Source organism: Subtercola boreus (assembly GCF_006716115.1).
GTDB classification, from domain to species: Bacteria; Actinomycetota; Actinomycetes; order Actinomycetales; family Microbacteriaceae; genus Subtercola; species Subtercola boreus.
On record NZ_VFOO01000001.1, the window covers coordinates 623,140 to 639,224 of the forward strand.

General features: G+C 69.4%; 15 protein-coding genes. 11 read left to right on the plus strand and 4 right to left on the minus strand.

The features are described from left to right. Positions 1-115: 115 nt before the first annotated feature. The 6 genes from FB464_RS03000 to FB464_RS03025 all read left to right on the plus strand — a co-directional run bounded on the left by FB464_RS03000 (position 116) and on the right by FB464_RS03025 (position 7,432). Positions 116-1,453: an MFS transporter gene (locus FB464_RS03000; RefSeq protein ID WP_116416635.1), complete on the plus strand. Its 1,338-nt coding sequence runs from the start codon at positions 116-118 to the stop codon at positions 1,451-1,453. Next, complete coding sequence (locus FB464_RS03005) at positions 1,453-2,700, plus strand: alanine racemase (RefSeq protein WP_116415174.1); 1,248 nt, start codon at positions 1,453-1,455, stop codon at positions 2,698-2,700. Before FB464_RS03000 ends, FB464_RS03005 begins: the two co-directional genes overlap by 1 nt. Positions 2,701-2,975: 275 nt before the next feature. Next, positions 2,976-4,301 (plus strand): D-arabinono-1,4-lactone oxidase, encoded by a 1,326-nt coding sequence (locus FB464_RS03010; protein WP_116416634.1) that lies wholly within the window; start codon positions 2,976-2,978, stop codon positions 4,299-4,301. Continuing rightward, on the plus strand, positions 4,298-5,872 hold the full coding sequence (locus FB464_RS03015) for a glycoside hydrolase family 1 protein (RefSeq protein WP_246092895.1): 1,575 nt from the start codon (positions 4,298-4,300) through the stop codon (positions 5,870-5,872). Before FB464_RS03010 ends, FB464_RS03015 begins: the two co-directional genes overlap by 4 nt. A gap of 109 nt (positions 5,873-5,981) precedes the next feature. Further along, positions 5,982-6,548, plus strand: coding sequence for a LemA family protein (locus tag FB464_RS03020; RefSeq protein WP_116415173.1), 567 nt, complete (start codon positions 5,982-5,984; stop codon positions 6,546-6,548). Positions 6,549-6,556: 8 nt separating this feature from the next. Beyond that, positions 6,557-7,432: a M48 family metalloprotease gene (locus FB464_RS03025; RefSeq protein WP_116415172.1), complete on the plus strand. Its 876-nt coding sequence runs from the start codon at positions 6,557-6,559 to the stop codon at positions 7,430-7,432. A gap of 546 nt (positions 7,433-7,978) precedes the next feature. Here the strand turns inward: FB464_RS03025 and FB464_RS03030 are convergent. Beyond that, entirely contained in the window at positions 7,979-9,310 is a 1,332-nt protein-coding gene (locus FB464_RS03030) for a winged helix-turn-helix domain-containing protein (RefSeq protein ID WP_246092896.1), read from the minus strand. 138 nt (positions 9,311-9,448) lie between these two features. On the opposite strand from FB464_RS03030, the gene FB464_RS03035 reads away from it, so the two are divergent. Beyond that, positions 9,449-10,672 (plus strand): AI-2E family transporter, encoded by a 1,224-nt coding sequence (locus FB464_RS03035; protein WP_211327374.1) that lies wholly within the window; start codon positions 9,449-9,451, stop codon positions 10,670-10,672. Next, positions 10,665-11,927: a threonine ammonia-lyase gene (gene ilvA / locus FB464_RS03040; RefSeq protein ID WP_116415171.1), complete on the plus strand. Its 1,263-nt coding sequence runs from the start codon at positions 10,665-10,667 to the stop codon at positions 11,925-11,927. The genes FB464_RS03035 and ilvA overlap by 8 nt, the downstream gene beginning before the upstream one ends. A gap of 137 nt (positions 11,928-12,064) precedes the next feature. Here ilvA and greA read toward each other — a convergent pair whose 3' ends face one another. Both greA and FB464_RS03050 read right to left on the minus strand, forming a co-directional pair. Beyond that, positions 12,065-12,553: a transcription elongation factor GreA gene (greA, locus tag FB464_RS03045; protein WP_116415170.1), complete on the minus strand. Its 489-nt coding sequence runs from the start codon at positions 12,551-12,553 to the stop codon at positions 12,065-12,067. A gap of 28 nt (positions 12,554-12,581) precedes the next feature. Continuing rightward, complete coding sequence (locus FB464_RS03050; RefSeq protein WP_116415169.1) at positions 12,582-13,058, minus strand: DUF4307 domain-containing protein; 477 nt, start codon at positions 13,056-13,058, stop codon at positions 12,582-12,584. 122 nt (positions 13,059-13,180) lie between these two features. Here FB464_RS03050 and mca point away from each other — a divergent pair, with 122 nt between their 5' ends. Continuing rightward, complete coding sequence (gene mca / locus FB464_RS03055) at positions 13,181-14,059, plus strand: mycothiol conjugate amidase Mca (RefSeq protein ID WP_116415168.1); 879 nt, start codon at positions 13,181-13,183, stop codon at positions 14,057-14,059. Next, the gene (locus FB464_RS03060; protein WP_116415167.1) at positions 14,056-14,376 is read left to right on the plus strand and encodes a hypothetical protein; all 321 of its coding nucleotides are present in this window, start codon (positions 14,056-14,058) and stop codon (positions 14,374-14,376) included. The genes mca and FB464_RS03060 overlap by 4 nt, the downstream gene beginning before the upstream one ends. 80 nt (positions 14,377-14,456) lie before the next feature. Here FB464_RS03060 and trhA read toward each other — a convergent pair whose 3' ends face one another. Then, positions 14,457-15,209, minus strand: coding sequence for a PAQR family membrane homeostasis protein TrhA (gene trhA / locus FB464_RS03065; RefSeq protein WP_116415166.1), 753 nt, complete (start codon positions 15,207-15,209; stop codon positions 14,457-14,459). A 70-nt stretch (positions 15,210-15,279) separates the two neighbouring features. Between trhA and FB464_RS03070 the strand changes: the two genes are divergently transcribed. Beyond that, entirely contained in the window at positions 15,280-16,065 is a 786-nt protein-coding gene (locus tag FB464_RS03070; protein WP_116415165.1) for an isoprenyl transferase, read from the plus strand. Positions 16,066-16,085: the final 20 nt, after the last annotated feature.

Here is a 16,085-nt window from a genome sequence, read left to right on the forward strand (position 1 = left end):
TCGGACTTTCCCCATTTCACAACTGACACGTTCTCCCATTTAGCAAGGAATCTTCCCCAAAGTCAAAGCCCCATGCGGTTGTATGTAAGAAAACAACGGGATGGACGGTGAACGGATGTCGCGTGGAACCCCGGCGCCGCAGAGCGGAAGCACCACCGCAGCGGCTGGAACGCCCCCCGAACCCTTCGCGGAACCGACCGCCCGCGTGGGTGGCGGCTGGATCGCCCTGTTCGCCGCCGCCTGGCTCGGCATCTGGATGGCGCAGCTCACCCCGATCCAACTCCTGCTGCCCCTGCAGATCGAGAGCAGGGTGGGCGCGGTCGCGACGGGAGCAGGAACGGGAACTGCCGCCTCCTCCGATTGGATCGCCAGCGTTCTCGCCTTCGGCATCATCTCCGGCATCGCGGGCGTCGCGGCCCTCGTCGTCTTCCCCCTGACCGGCGCCCTCTCCGACCGCACCACCTCCCGGTTCGGCCGTCGCCGCCCCTGGCTGGCTGCGGGCACGCTCCTCTTCGCTGCCTCGCTGGTGCTGCTCGGCCTCCAGACCTCGCTGTTCGGCATCGGCGTCTTCTGGACGCTCACCATCACCGGTTTCTGCATCCTCACCGCGGCGCTCACGGCGACGATCTCCGACCAGGTTCCCGTCGCGCAGCGCGGGGCCGTCTCGGGCTGGCTCGCCGCGCCCCAGGCGGTCGGCACCATCCTCGGGCTCATCCTCGTGACCACACTCTTCACCGCGCAGTTCGCCGGCTACCTCGTCGTGGCCGTGCTGCTCGTCGTACTGGTGCTGCCGTTCTGCCTGCGGGTTCCGGATGCCGTGCTCGAGCGTTCCGCCCGAGCCCGGGTGAGCGCCCGGGGGTTCCTCGACGGGTTCTGGATCAGCCCGAAGGCTCATCCCGATTTCGGGTTCACCCTGCTCGGTCGGGTGCTGGTCAACACCGGCAACGCGCTCGGAACGGCCCTGCTGCTCTACTTCCTGATGTTCGGGCTGCACGACGACACGGCCGAAGACGACCTGATCGTTCTGACACTCATCTACATGGTGTTCGTGGTGCTGGCCTCGCTCGGCGCCGGGGTGCTCTCCGACCGGCTGGGGCGTCGCCGTGTCTTCGTGTTCGTCGCCTCGATCTGCCAGGCTGCTGCCGCCCTGCTGCTGGCGCTGGTGCCGGAGCTCGGCGTCGCGATGGTGGCCGCCGGCCTCCTCGGCCTCGGTTACGGCTGCTTCCTCTCCGTCGACCAGGCTCTGGCGACGCAGGTGTTGCCGGATCCGGCCGCGCGCGGCAAAGACCTCGGCATCATGAACATCGCCACGGCGGTACCCCAGGCGATCGCACCCCTGCTCGGCGCGGCTGTGGTCGCGCTGTCGGGCGGGTTCATGGCGCTCTTCCTCCTCTCCGCGCTCTTCGCGGCAGCCGGCGCGCTCGCCGTCGCCCGGGTGAGAGGGGTGCGCTGATGGGCACACCGCCCTTCCGGTTGGAGCGCCCCGCGCCCGGAGACACACCCTGGCTGGAACCCGCCCGCTTCTGGCCGCGGCTGACCCGCGCCACGGCCCACCTCGATCCGCCCCTCGCCGCGCTCGACCTCGGTGCCCTCGCGCACAACGCCTTCTCCATGCTCGACCGGGCGGCGGGCAAGCCGATCCGTGTGGCCAGCAAGTCCGTCCGGGTGCGCGCGGTGCTCGACTCCGTGCTCGCGCTGCCGGGTTATGCCGGCGTGCTCGCCTACACGCTGCCCGAAGCGCTCTGGCTCGCGGAGACCATCGACGACGTGGTGGTGGGGTATCCGACGGCCGACCGTGCGGCGATCCGGCTGCTGGCCGCCGACGAACAGCTCGCCTCCCGCGTTACGCTGATGGTCGACTCCGTGGAGCAGCTCGACCTCATCGACGCCGTCGTTCCGCCCCGGGGGAGGGCGGGCATCCGACTCTGTGTCGAACTCGACTCGTCGTACGTCACCCGCGCCCTCGGGCACGTGGGGGTCTGGCGCTCGCCGGTCTTCACGGCCGGGCAGGCGCGCGTGCTCGCCCAGCACATCGCGGCCCGGCCCGGCTTCGAACTCGTCGGGCTGATGGGCTACGAGGCGCAGATCGCCGGCGTCGGCAACCGCCCGCGCGGCAACCCGGCGCGGGCGCGCGTGCTCGACTGGATGCAGCACCGCTCCATCGCAGAGATCGCCGACCGCCGCGGCGAGGTCGTCCGCGCGGTGCGCGAGGTGGCCGACCTCGCGTTCGTGAATGGCGGCGGCACCGGCTCGCTCGAGAGCACCTCCGCCGACGCGTCGGTGACGGAGGTCGCGGCCGGCAGCGGACTGTTCGGCGGCCACCTCTTCGACACCTATTCGCGTTTCCGCCCTGCGCCGGCCGCCGCCTTCGCCCTCTCCGTGGTGCGGAAACCCACGCCTCAGATGGCGACGCTGCTGGGTGGGGGATGGATCGCCTCCGGCCCGGCGCAGCCCGACCGTCTCCCCGAGATCGTCTGGCCGGAAGGGCTCTCGATGCAGCCGCGCGAAATGGCGGGCGAGGTGCAGACCCCTCTGTCGGGCCGGGCGACGGCGGCGCTTGCGGCAGGGGACCGGGTCTGGCTCCGGCACACGAAATCGGGCGAGCTGTCGGAGCATGTGAACGAGTTCCACGTGGTGTCGGGCGACGAGGTGGTCGCGGCGGTGCCGACGTACCGCGGCGAGGGGAAGGCGTTCCTGTGAGCGCGGCGGATCCCACGCCGCAGCTGCATGAGGCCGCGCCGGCCGACCCCGCGGTGCCTGCCGCCGTGCCCGACTCCGCGGTGCCCGCCGCGGTGCCCGACTCCGCGGTGCCCGCCGCGGTGCTCGACTCCGCGGTGCCCGCCGCCACTGCCGCATCCCCTGTCACCCCACCGGCCTCCGCGCGCGCGGCCGCGCCCCGAACGCGCCGCCGCCCACCGCGCGTCGGGGTCGGCGTGGGGCTCGGAGCCGACGGCGCCGCCGCCGTCACGGGCGCCGTGTGGCGCAACTGGGGTCGCACCGAGGCCGTGCGTCCGGCGCGTGTCGAACGGCCCGCGACCCCGGATGCCGTGCAGCGTGCTGTCGCGGCGGCGGCCCGCGCGGGCATCCGCATCAAGGCCGTCGGCGCCGGCCACAGCTTCACCGGCATCGCCGTCGCGACCGGCGTGCAGCTCGACCTCTCCGACCTCAGCGGAGTGCTGGCCGTCGATCAGGAACGCTCCCGCGTGACTCTCGCCGCGGGCACCCGGCTCTACGACCTGCCCCGGCTGCTCCGCCCACACGGGCTCGCCCTGGCGAACATGGGCGACATCGACCGGCAGAGCATCAGTGGAGCGATCTCGACCGGCACCCATGGCACCGGTGCCGGGTTCGGCGGCATCGCGACCCAGGTCGTCGGCGCCGAGCTCGTGACCGGCACGGGCGAGCTGTTGCGCGTCGGCGACACGGGGGGCGGCGCGGCGACCGGCACCGACGCCGAGAACGCCGACCTCCTGCCGGCCGTCGCGCTCGGGCTCGGCGCCCTCGGCATCCTCGTCTCCGTCACCCTGCAGTGCGTGCCGGCCTTCGTGCTGCACGCCGTCGAGCGCGCGGAACCGCTCGGCGAGCTGCTCGACACCCTCGAGACGCGTGTCCGGGCATCCGACCACTTCGAGTTCTACTGGTTTCCGCACACACAGACCGCGCTCACGAAGACGAACACGCGCCTGTCGGCGACGGCCCCCCGTTCCCCGCTGACGCCCGCCCGCCGCGTCGTCGACGACTGGCTCGTGTCGAATCAGCTCTTCGGGCTCACCTGTTCACTCGGGCGGCTGGCGTCGCCGGTCATCCCGCACATCAACCGGCTCGCCGAGAAGCTCACCGGCACCCGCGAGTTCACTGACCACTCGCAGCGCGTGTTCGCGACGAGGCGCACGGTGCGGTTCCGCGAGATGGAGTACGCGCTGCCGGCAGCCGAGGTTCCCGCGGTGCTCCGGGAGATCGATGCGCTCATAGAGCGTCGGGGCTGGCGCATCTCGTTCCCGATCGAGGTGCGCTTCGCCGCCGCCGACGACCTGTGGCTGTCGACCGCGAGCGGACGCGCGACGGGATACATTGCAGTGCACCGCTTTTTCCGTGAACCACACGCGACATACTTCGAGGCGGTCGAGGAGATCATGACGGCACACGCCGGCCGGCCGCACTGGGGCAAACTGCACACACGGAAAGCGGATGACCTGCGGGAGCTGTATCCACGGTTCGACGACTTCGTGGCGCTCCGCGACAGGCTCGACCCGGCGCGCCTGTTCGCGAACTCCTACCTCGACCGCGTGCTCGGCGCATGAGGCGGGGGAGCGGGGCCGGCGGCGCGGGCAGGGCGAGCGGGCCGATCGGGTCGAGCGGGCCACGGTCATCCAGCGGCGCGTCCGGCGGCCACGGTGCGGCAGGCCGGTCGGGCGCGGCGAGCCGGCGGCGCTCGGATGCCCGTGACACCGCCCAGGGCGAGGCAGAAGCCTTCGCCACCCTGCTCCCGGCGGGGCTCGAGCTCGGGGTCGCCACCAGCGCCTTCCAGATCGAGGGCGGGGCGCACGACGGCGGGCGGGAGCCGTCCGTCTGGGACGACTTCAGCCACCAGCGCGGCCGCATCGAGGGCGGCGCCACGGCCGACGTCGCCGCCGACCACTTCCACCGGGTTGCCGAAGACGTCGGTCTGCTGGCGGCGCTCGGGGCGAAATCGTATTCGTTCTCGTTCGGCTGGCCGCGCCTGCAACCGCAGGGTTCCGGGCCGCTGAACCGAGAAGGCGTCGCGTTCTACGACCGTCTGCTCGACGAACTGCTCGCCGTCGGCATCAGCCCCGTGGCGACGCTCTTCCACTGGGACACGCCGTCGGCGCTCCGCGGCGGCTGGCTGAACCGCGACACCGCGCACCGGTTCGGCGACTACGCCTACGCCGTGGGGGAGCTGTTCGGCGACCGCATCGACCGCTGGGTGACCCTCCACGAGCCGGCCACGGTGATGCTCGAGGGGTACGCCTTCGGGCGGCACGCGCCGGGATCCACGCTGCTCTTCGACGCCCTGCCGGTCGGCCACCACCTGCTGCTCGGCCACGGGATCGCGGTCGAAGCCCTCCGCGCGGCGCCCGTCTCGGGGCAGATCGGCATCGTGAATGCCTACTCGCGGACGACGCCGCAGACGGGTTCGGACGACGACGCGCAGTTCTCGACGCTCTGGGACACGGTGCAGAACCAGATGTTCGGTGACGCGGTGCTCCGCGGAACCTACCCGGCGGTCGCCGACGAGTTCAGCAGGCTGTTGCGCCCGCTGGTCGAGGCCTCCGAGGGCGACCTGGCGGTCATCCACCAGCCCCTCGACTTCTACGGGATCAGCTACGCCGCTCCCACCCGCATCGCAGCCGGTGGGCTCGGCGTGGTGGCCGCAGACGGGGAGGCGTCGGCGCTCGGTTCGCTGCCGTTCCGCTTCGCGCCGTGGCCCGAGTTCGACCGCACGCCCGCCGGCCAGCCCGACGCGCCGGAGTTCCTCGGCGTCGCGCTCGCCGAGCTCGGTTCCCGGTATGGCGAGGCGCTCCCTCCGGTGCATGTCGCGGGGCTGGGGCTCGGCCTCGCCGACCGGGTGGTTCTGGATGCCGCGACCGGCGTCGCCCGCATCGCCGACGGCCGACGGATCGACCACCTCACCGCCCACATCGTCGCGGCGCTCGACGCAGTGGGGCCATCCGGAGCCGCTTCGGGGGTGCGGCTCGCGGGAATCCAGCTCCGCTCGCTGCTCGACGGCTTCGAGTGGACGGCCGGCTACAGCCTCCGCTACGGGATCGTGCACGTCGACCCGAACACGCACGACCGCACGCCGAAACAGTCCTTCGAATGGTTGCAGCGGGTGCTTGAAGCGCGAATGTGATGTCGGGCATCCGGCGGCCCTGCTGCCTGCCGCCTGCCGCCCGGCGACCTCGCTGGGAGCTTGCCGCACCGCCGCTGTGTGAGGAGCCCTCAGTCGTTATAGTGGTGGCATGGAATGGCTCATCCCTCTGATCATCGTCGTCGTGCTCGTCGTCATCGTCGGCATCTACCTGTGGGCGACCTACAACTCGCTGGTGACGCTGAACGTGCGCGTCGACGAGGCGTGGAGCGACATCACGGTGCAACTGAAGCGCAGGGCCGACCTGTTGCCGAACCTCATCGAGTCGGTGAAGGGCTATGCGGCGCACGAGAAGGGCGTCTTCGAGGCCGTCACACAGGCCCGGGCAGAGACGCTCAGCGCGCAGGGCCCCGCCGAGGCATCCGCCGCTGAGAACCACATGCAGAGCGCGTTGAAGAGCATCTTCGCGGTCGCAGAGGCCTACCCCCAGCTCCAGGCGTCGCAGAACTTCCTGCAGCTGCAGGCCGAGCTTGTCGACACCGAAGACAAGGTGCAGGCGTCGCGCCGCTTCTACAACGGCGGCGTGCGGGAGCTCAACACGAAGATCAAGGTCTTCCCGAACAACGTGTTCGCCAAGCGCCTCGGGTTCAGCTCGCGCGACTTCTTCGAGGTCTCCGACCTCGCCGCCATCGCCGAGCCGCCGCGCGTGCAGTTCTAGGGCCGTAGTTGTACAAAGCCATCGCGCAGAACAAGCGCAACACCGTCATCATCCTTGTTCTGTTCGTGCTCATCATCGGCGGGCTCGGCTATCTCGCCGGGTTCCTCGACAACAACTTCTCGCTCACCATCGTCATCCTGGTCTTCGCGATCGGGTTCGCGATCGTGCAGTACTTCTTCGCGGCCTCGCAGGCTGTCATCTCGAGTGGTGCGGTGGAGATCCAGAAGGCCGACAACCCGCGGCTCTGGCGCATCATCGAGAACCTCTCCATCACCACCGGCATGGCGATGCCCCGCGTCTACATCGTCAACGACGCCGCCCCCAACGCCTTCGCGACCGGGCGTGACCCCGCACACGCGGTCGTCGCCGTGACCACCGGACTGCTCGACATCATGACCGACGCCGAACTCGAAGGCGTCATGGCGCACGAACTCGGGCACGTCAAGAACTACGACATCCGTGTCTCGCTGATCGTCTACGGGCTGGTCGTCGCCGTCGGCATCATCGCTGACTTCTTCCTCCGCATGGCCTTCTTCGGCCGCGGCAACAACAACAACTCGAACCCCGTGCTGCTCATCCTCGGCCTGGTCGCCGCGATCATCGCGCCGCTCGTCGCCACCGTCGTGCAACTCGCCGTCTCCCGCCAGCGCGAATACCTGGCCGACGCGACGAGCGCGATGACGACCCGCCACCCCGACGCGCTCGCCAGCGCCCTCGTGAAACTCGAGAACTACGGCCGCCCCATGGTGCGGCAGTCGACGTCGATGGCGCACATGTGGATCGCCGACCCCCTCAAGCCCGGCCTGATGAACAAACTCTTCGCAACCCACCCCCCGATCCCCGAGCGCGTCGCCCGCCTCCAGAAAATGGGCGGCTCGTTCTGAGTTTATGGTCCGCCCTGCGGGCGGCACCGTAGAACCTCGGGGTGGCCCGTTGCGCGCCGGGGGCGGCACCGTAGAACCTCGGGGTGGCCCGTTGCGCGCCGGGCGGCTCGGTTCCCCCTCGGTGTGGCTCGTCGCGCCCTGCGGGCGGCACCGTCCCCCCTCGGGGTGGCCCGTTGCGCGCCGGGCGCGGCACCGTCCCCCCCCTCAGGGTGGCCCGTCGCGTGCCGTGGGCGGCACCGTCCCTTTCCTCGGTGCCCGCGCTTTTCACACTCCATTGAGTGGGCAGTTTGGGCCCGAAAACTGCTCCTTTGTGGCCCAAACTGCCCACCCGAATCCGATCGGGCGGTCGGTGGGAGGCGCCCGCGCCTTTGTACGCACAGCCCGTCCTCCCGCGGGTCCCGTGCCCGCGTGGTCTCACACTCCATCGAGTGGGCAGTTTGGGCCCCAAGATTGCCGTTTTAGGGCCCAAACTGCCCACTCGATCGGAGGGTGAGTCCGGGCTGAGAGCGACGACGCACAGCGCGGTCGGGGGCAGGGGAGCGACACTCAGGCGGGGAGGGCCAGCTCCGCGGCGAGGGGGGCCGAGAAGGTGCCCGCGGGCATGACCGCGACGGCGTCGAGGCCCTGCCACGCGGCGGTGGTGCGGAGCACCGCCGCCAGGCGCGCGGCGATGGTCGGGTGAGCCGCGGGGGAGACCCCCGGCTCGATCCACGCCGACTGCACGCGCAGCACGCCGGCCTGGCGGTCGCTCTTCAGGTCCACCCGGCCGACGACCCGGTCGTCGATCAGCACGGGCAGCACGTAGTAGCCGAAGATGCGTTTCGGCTGCGGCGTGTAGATCTCGATGCGGTAGTGGAAGTCGAAGAGCCGCTCGGCCCGCTCACGCCGCCAGACGACGGGGTCGAACGGCGAGAGGATGGCCGCGGCATCCATTCGTCGGGGAAACCGCGCGTCGCGGTGCAGCCATGCAGGCCGGTTCCAGCCGTCGACCGTGACGGGCAGCAGTTCGCCCGACTCCTCGAGCGCGCGGACGGCCGGGAGGGCATCCACCGTCTTCAGGCGGAAGTAGTCCGCAATATCGCCGAGCGTTCCCACCCCGAGTGCGCGCGCCGACTGGGACACGAGTTCGCGCATCGCCTCCTCCCGTGGCACGGGCGTATCGCGGAGCGCGGTGACGATCGAGGGCGGGAGTACCTGCGACGGCAGCGCATAGAGCCGCTCGAACCGCGTGCGGCCGGCCGAGACCACGTCGCCCCAGCGGAACAGCGTCTCGAGCCCGATCTTCACGTCGCTCCAGCCCCACCACGGCCCGTTCCGCCGGTTGCTCTCGTGTTCGAAGGTGCTCGCGGTCATCGGCCCCTTCTCGGCGAGTTCGCTCTGCAGCCAGGCGATCATCTGGGGATTCCCGGCCGCCCACGTGTCGGTGCCCGCGTCGGTGCGGGCGCGGTAGTCGTCCATGCGCCAGCGGAGCAGCGGCAGGGTCGTCACCGGGATGAACGAAGCGACGTGCGCCCAGTACTCGATCATGCGCGGGCCGTAGGTCAGCCGGTCGAGCTGCGCTTTGTCGTAGGCGCCGAGCCGAGCGAAGACGGGAAGGTAGTGGCTCCGTTCGAAGACGTTCACGGAGTCGATCTGCAGCAGCGCGAGCTTCGACACGAGCGGCGCGAACTGGCGGAGCCCCGGTGTGGGCCGCGTGGATGTCGCGCTGCCGCCCGCCGGGGGACCGGATGTCGCGCTGCCGCCCGCCGCGGGACCGGATGTCGCGCTGCCGCCCGCCGCGGGACCGGATGTAGCGCTGCCGCCCGTGCGCGCCGCACCGAACCCCTGGGCGCCGAGCGCCACCCGCCTGGCCAGCGCCGCAGACATCGAATCAACCACGCCTCGACCCTACTGCTGACCCCGGACATCGTTCGCGCGACGCCCCTCTCCTCCTCCACAGTGCGCACTTCGCGGTGTCTCTCCACAAGGGGTGCCCGCGCGGAGTCCACGGCCGCTCCGGACTCCTAGAATGGGGCAATGTCAGGCACAGCCTCACCCCCCAGCCCTCCCCGCCGCCGCGCGGGATTCTTTGCACGGCTTCGAGCCGCGGCAGACGCCAAGTACGAGGTCGCCGAGTCGGCGGCGAGCGTGACCGAGGCCACCGCGACCGCCGCCGCGGCATCCGGGTCCGTTCCCCCGGGCATGCAGATCGCCGGGGCGTGGGCATGGCGGCTGCTGGTGATCGCGGGCGCGCTGGCGGCGCTGCTCTTCGTTCTCGCGCAGTTCTCGCTGGTGATCATCCCGCTGCTCATTGCCGTCGTGCTGAGCGCACTGCTCGTGCCGTTCAAGAACTTCCTGATCCGCCATCACTGGCCGAAGTGGCTGTCGATCGTCGTCTCGATCCTCAGTGTGTTCCTCGTGATCGGCGGCCTGGGCATCCTCGTCACGACGCAGATCTCGTCGGGTTACGCCGATCTCAAGACGCAGAGCACAGCAAGCTACAACCAGTTGCACGACTGGTTGCAGACGGGGCCGCTGCAGCTGAGCGACGACCAGATCAACGGCTACATCGGGCAGGCGTTCCAGGCCATCCAGAACGACAGTTCCGCTCTGGTCAGCGGCGCCCTCAGCGTGGGGTCGACCCTGACCCATGTGCTCACCGGCGTGCTTCTGGTGCTGTTCTCGACGCTGTTCATCCTGATCGATGGCCAGGGCATCTGGAAATGGCTCGTCCGCGTCTTCCCGAAGCGCGCCCGCGCAGGGGTCGACGGCGCAGGCAAGGCCGGCTGGACCACTCTGCAGAGCTTCGTGAAGGTGCAGATCCTCGTCGCTTTCGTCGACGCGGTGGGCATCGGGCTCGGGGCGTTCCTGCTCGGTGTTCCGCTCGCTGTGCCGGTCGCGGTCCTGGTCTTCCTGGGCTCGTTCATCCCTGTCGTCGGTGCCGTCCTGACGGGTGCCGTCGCCATCTTCATCGCCCTCATCTACAACGGCTGGGTGATAGCGCTCGTGATGCTCGGTGTCGTTCTGCTCGTGCAGCAGATCGAAGGCCACGTGCTGCAGCCGCTTGTCATGGGAACGGCCGTCAAGGTGCATCCCCTGGCAGTCGTACTGGCTGTGGCGGGGGGAAGTATCATCGCAGGTATCCCGGGTGCCTTTTTCGCCGTGCCTTTCATCGCCACGCTCAATGTGATGGTGAAATACATCGCGAGTGGCACCTGGCACGCGAAACCCGATCCGAAAGAATCCACAGCAGATGCTTGAGACCCCCGCGCCGTCGCACACACAGTCGGTCGTGCCGGCGCTGGCCGACATCGAAGCCGCGCGGGCCGTCGTCTCGAAGGTGGCGCAGAGCACCCCGATGGAGACCTCACGTTACCTCGCCGAGGTACTGGGGTCGGAGGTGCTGCTGAAGCTCGAGAACCTGCAGCGCACCGGCTCCTACAAGATCCGTGGTGCGTACTACCGGATGTCGCGGCTGAGCCCCGAGGAGCGGGCGCGCGGCGTCGTCGCGGCCTCCGCCGGCAACCACGCCCAGGGTGTCGCCTTCGCGGCCCGTGAGCTCGGCATCAAGGCCACCATCTTCATGCCCCTCGGAGTCGCCCTGCCGAAGCTGCAGGCGACGCGCGACTACGGCGCCGACGTTCTGCTCCGCGGCCACACGGTCGAAGAGCCCCTGGCGGCGGCGGCGGAGTTCGCGAAGACCACGGGCGCCGTGCTGATACCGCCGTTCGATCATCCCGACGTCATCGTCGGCCAGGGCACGCTCGGGCTCGAGATCTTCGAGCAGGCCCCGGATGCGCGCACGGTCATCGTGCCGATCGGCGGCGGCGGGCTCATCTCGGGCGTCGCCAGCGCCCTCAAGCACCGTGCCGCGGCCGAGGGGCGGAGCATCCGGATCATCGGGGTGCAGGCGGCGAACGCCGCGGCCTATCCGCCGTCGCTGGCCATGGGGGAGCCCACGCTGATCCGCACCTCGGCGACGATCGCCGACGGCATCTCGGTGGCGAAACCGGGTGCGCTGAACTTCGAGATCATCCGCGAACTGGTCGACGAGATCGTGACGGTGACCGAGGCGGACATCGCCCGGGCGATCCTGGTGCTGCTGGAGAGGGCGAAGCTCGTGGTCGAGCCGGCCGGCGCGGTCGGTGTGGCCGCGATCCTGTCCGGCCAGGTCGGGGAGGATCCCGGAACGACGGTCGTCATCCTCTCGGGCGGCAACATCGACCCCCTGCTGATGCAGCGCGTCATCAGCAACGGACTCGCCGCCTCCGACCGGTACCTGAAGCTGAAGATCATGCTGCCCGACCGCCCGGGGCAGCTCGCTCGCACCGCCGAGATCGTGGCGGAGGCCAACGCCAACGTGATCGAAGTGCTGCACACCCGGCACGGCCGCGGCCTGCAGCTCAGCGAGGTCGAACTCGAGCTGAGTGTCGAGACGCGGGGCCCCGAGCACCGCGCGGAGGTCGTCGCCAAACTCCGCGACGCCGGCTACGACGCCCGCCTCGTCCAGGACTGAACCCGCCGCCGCCCCACACCCCCGCACCCCCGCACCTCCAAACATTCGAGTGGGCAGTTCGGGCCCCAAATCGTAGATTATGGGGCCCGAACTGCCCACTCGATGGAATGGCGGGGGCGGGAAGGTACGCGGGGCGGTCAGCCCGTGTAGTTCTCCACGGCCGTCACCTTCACCGTGATGGCGCGTCCGTTGGGGGCCTCATACGTGGTCGAGTCGCCGACGGCGAGGCCGAGGATGGCCGTGCCGAGCGGGCTCTTCTCCGAATAGACGTCGAGGTCGCTCTCGCCCGCGATCTCCCGGCTGCCGAGCAGGAACACGCTCTCGTCGCCCGCAATCACGGCGGTGATGACCGTACCGGGCACCACGACACCGTGGCTCTCGGGGGCCGCGCTCACCTGCGCGGTCTTCAGCAGGTTGGTGAGGAACCGGATCCGCGCCTCGATCTTGCCCTGCTCGTCTTTGGCGGCGTGGTAGCCGCTGTTCTCCTTGAGGTCGCCCTCCTCGCGCGCCGACTGGATCTTGTCGGTGATCTCCTGGCGACCCGTCGTGCTGGCGTACTCGAGTTCATTCGCCAGGCGGTCGTACGCCTCCTGGGTCAGCCAGCTGACTGCTGCTTCTTCGGCCATGCGAACTCCTTAGCTCAAAGACCAGATTTTACGTGAGCCAGCAGCTGTAGATCAAACCCGTGACGGCAGGCTCCGTGGTGAGCACCGTCGTGGTGACCTCCTGGTCGCGCTGTGTCGAAGCCGGGATGTCGACGATCTTCCAGCCGACGACCGCATGCTGCTCGTTCTGCGCCTGCACGGCGCAGGCGGTTGCGATGCCGCGGTCGACCGACACGTCGAAGGTCACATCGACACGGGTGTTGCTCACGATGACGTGGCCCTTGTCCTGAGCATCCACTGTGGATTGTGAGCCGTCGAGCCCGGCCCAGACGACCCAGGATCCGATCACGACGACCACCGCGGCCCCGAAGGCGAGGGCGATGAACCGGCCGCGTCCGCGTGACCTCGCGGTGTTGCCGTAACGTTCGCCGCGAACAGTGGATGCCGCGGCCACCGTCGAGGATGGAGCCTCAAGGTCTGAGGTGGCAGCGAAGGGCCCGTCTTCGATCTGCTCGTCTTCGCTCACGTGCCTGGTCTCCTTGCCGAACGATTAGTCTGGTCGAGTCGGAATTTCCCGGCAGAATCTTCGACCCTGCCTACAGGGTAGTTCGCTTAGCTGAGGAGTTGAGACAGCTGGTACTTCGTCTCATGGCCGTGCACGCTCATCCCGACGACGAATCGAGCAAGGGCGCCGCGACCTACGCCTACTACGTCGACCGCGGCGCAGAGGTGATGGTGGTCAGCTGCACGGGCGGCGAACGGGGCGACATCCTGAACGAGGGGCTCGAACTCCGCGCCTGGGGCGACCGGGACATGCCGGGGCTCCGACGCGTCGAGATGGCCGCGGCCCAGGCGGCGGTCGGTTTCGAGCACCGCTGGCTCGGGTACGCCGACTCGGGGCTCCCCGAGAACGACGAACCGCTCCCGGCGAACGCGTTCGCGGCGATCGATCCGACGCTGAGCGTGCGGCCGTTGGTGCACCTCATCCGGGAGCAGAAGCCTCAGGTGCTGCTGACCTACGACGAGAAGGGTGGCTACCCGCACCCCGACCACATCCGCTGCCACGACATCTCGGTGCTCGCCTACGAGCTGGCCGCAGATCCGTCGTATGCGCCCGAGCTCGGCGCGGCCTGGCAGGTCTCGAAGCTCTACTACGACCGCATCTTCAGCTCGCAGCGCATGCGGGCCATCCACGATCTGCTGGTCGAGACGGATCCCGAGAACCCGCTCATCCAGTCGTTCACCGAGATGAAGCGGTGGATGGACGAGACCCCCTACCTCGCGACGACCCAGGTTCCCGCGGGTGCCTTCTTCGGTGCGCGGGACAACGCCCTCCGCGCCCACGCTTCGCAGGTCGCCCCCGACAGTGCCTTCTTCTTCTGGCCCAACGAGCTGCAGCAGCAGGCCTGGCCGTTCGAGGACTACCAGCTCATCGATTCGAAGGTGCCACTGCCGACAGCCGGCGAGGGAGAGTTCGAGAACGACCTCTTCGCCGGAATCGACGACGACGGATGGTCGTCGAAATGAGTCTCGTCGTGACCGCTTCGGCGACCATCCACACCGTCGTCGGTACGGCGCTCGGCTGGCTGGCCGAGGTCACGCCCGAGCCGACACCGTCGACCGACCCGGCGTTCAACCCCGACACCGTCACCCCGGGAACGATCGGCTTCATCGTCACGTTCGGCGTCATGGTGCTCGCCGTGCTGCTGATCGTCGACATGACAAGGCGTGTGCGCCGGGTGAACATGCGGGCGCAGGTGGCGGAGAAGTTGGATGCCGAAGAGGCCGCGCGTGCCGCTGCCGACCGCGGGCCGGGAGCCAAGGGCCTCGACGCGAAGAAGTAGGCGTTTCGCGGATGCTCGGGCCGCTGTGACGCGGGCCGTTGGTCTCCGCCGCGCTCAGCCGGCCCCGGCCCCAAACCCGCTCAGCCGTTGAACGGCGGGTTGATCGCGATCAGCAGGATGCCCGTCCAGTGGCAGGCGAACGCCACCAGCGTCAGCGCGTGGAAGATCTCGTGGAACCCGAACACCCCCGGCACCGGGTTCGGCCGCTTCAGGCCGTAGGCCAGCGCACCGAGCATGTAGGCGAGACCGCCCACGAGCACCAGCGTCATGGTCACCGCGTTGGCGTTGAAGATGTCGACGATGAACAGCAGCGCCGCCCCGCCCATCAGCACGTAGAGCGGCGTGTAGAGCCAGCGCGGGGCGTCGATCCAGAAGACCCGGAAGCCGATGCCGAGAACGGCGGCGACCCACACCGCGATCAGCACGAAGGTGCCCTTGCCCGGAGGCAGGGCGAGCACGGCAATCGGCGTGTAGGTGCCGGCGATCAGCAGGAAGATATTGGCGTGGTCGATCCGTTTGAGAAGCCGTTTGACCTTCGGCTTCCAATTGAAACGGTGGTAGAGCGCGGAGTTGCCGAACAGCAGCAGTGAGGTGACCGCGAAGACCGCACTCGACGCCTTGGCCGCTGCGCCGTCGGCGAGCACGACGAGCACGATTCCCGCGGCGATCGCGACGGGGAAGGTGCCGGCGTGGATCCAGCCGCGCCAGGTGGGTTTGACCTCGGGAACCGGCCCTGCCTGGCGGTCCTCACCGACTGCCGCATCGTCGAGCAGCGGCAGGTGGGGGAGGGGAGCGCCCTCATCGGTCAGTGACGAATCGGGCTGCACGGGCATGATTCCACCCTACTCGGGGCTCGCCCGGCACCCGCTGGGAGTTTGGGCCCACGGGGGGTAGCGTTACCTCGTGCGAAACAGGCAGGACACCCCGGGAAGAGGCCTGCTCTACGGGCTCTACCAGAAGAGGCTCAGGCGCGAGCTCGATGCCGGCAACCTCCCGCACCACGTGGCAATGATCATCGACGGCAACCGCCGCTGGGCGAAGCAGAACCTGCTCGAGACCGCCGCGCACGGTCACCGGGCCGGGGCCGTCAAGGTGCGTGAGTTCCTGGAGTGGTGCGACGACCTCGGAATCAAGGTCGCCACCCTCTACCTCCTCTCGACCGACAACCTCTCGAGCCGGAGCGAAGCCGAACTCACCGAGTTGATCGAGATCATCGCGCAACTGGCCGAAGAACTGTCGAACTACCGCGACTGGCGCATCAAGCATGTCGGCAGCAACGAGGGTCTGCCGTCCCGGCTGGTGGATGCCCTCACCGACGCCGAGCAGCGCACCGCCGGTCATCCTGGGCTGCACGTCAACCTCGCTGTGGGCTACGGGGGCCGCACGGAGATCGCGGATGCCGTGCAGAGTATCATCCGCACCCACCAGGACGCCGGGCACTCGCTCGAAGATCTCGCCGCGAACCTCGACGAAGAGCTGATCAGCGCGCATCTCTACACCGGCGGGCAACCCGATCCGGATCTGGTGATCCGCACGTCGGGCGAGCAGCGCCTCAGCGACTTCCTGCTCTGGCAGAGCGCGCACAGCGAGTTCTACTTCATGGAGGCGCTCGGGCCGGACATCCGCGAGGTCGACTTCCTGCGGGCACTCCGTGACTTCTCGAGGCGCAACCGGCGCTTCGGCAGCTGACCGCGTCGACAGGATGACGC

Coding starts and splice junctions, on each gene's coding strand:
- FB464_RS03000 (WP_116416635.1), top strand. CDS start 116: ATGTCGCGTGGAACCCCGGCGCCGCAGAGCGGAAGCACCACCGCAGCG.
- FB464_RS03005 (WP_116415174.1), top strand. CDS start 1,453: ATGGGCACACCGCCCTTCCGGTTGGAGCGCCCCGCGCCCGGAGACACA.
- FB464_RS03015 (WP_246092895.1), top strand. CDS start 4,298: ATGAGGCGGGGGAGCGGGGCCGGCGGCGCGGGCAGGGCGAGCGGGCCG.
- FB464_RS03020 (WP_116415173.1), top strand. CDS start 5,982: ATGGAATGGCTCATCCCTCTGATCATCGTCGTCGTGCTCGTCGTCATC.
- FB464_RS03035 (WP_211327374.1), top strand. CDS start 9,449: ATGTCAGGCACAGCCTCACCCCCCAGCCCTCCCCGCCGCCGCGCGGGA.
- ilvA (WP_116415171.1), top strand. CDS start 10,665: ATGCTTGAGACCCCCGCGCCGTCGCACACACAGTCGGTCGTGCCGGCG.
- greA (WP_116415170.1), bottom strand. CDS start 12,553: ATGGCCGAAGAAGCAGCAGTCAGCTGGCTGACCCAGGAGGCGTACGAC.
- mca (WP_116415168.1), top strand. CDS start 13,181: ATGGCCGTGCACGCTCATCCCGACGACGAATCGAGCAAGGGCGCCGCG.
- FB464_RS03060 (WP_116415167.1), top strand. CDS start 14,056: ATGAGTCTCGTCGTGACCGCTTCGGCGACCATCCACACCGTCGTCGGT.
- trhA (WP_116415166.1), bottom strand. CDS start 15,209: ATGCCCGTGCAGCCCGATTCGTCACTGACCGATGAGGGCGCTCCCCTC.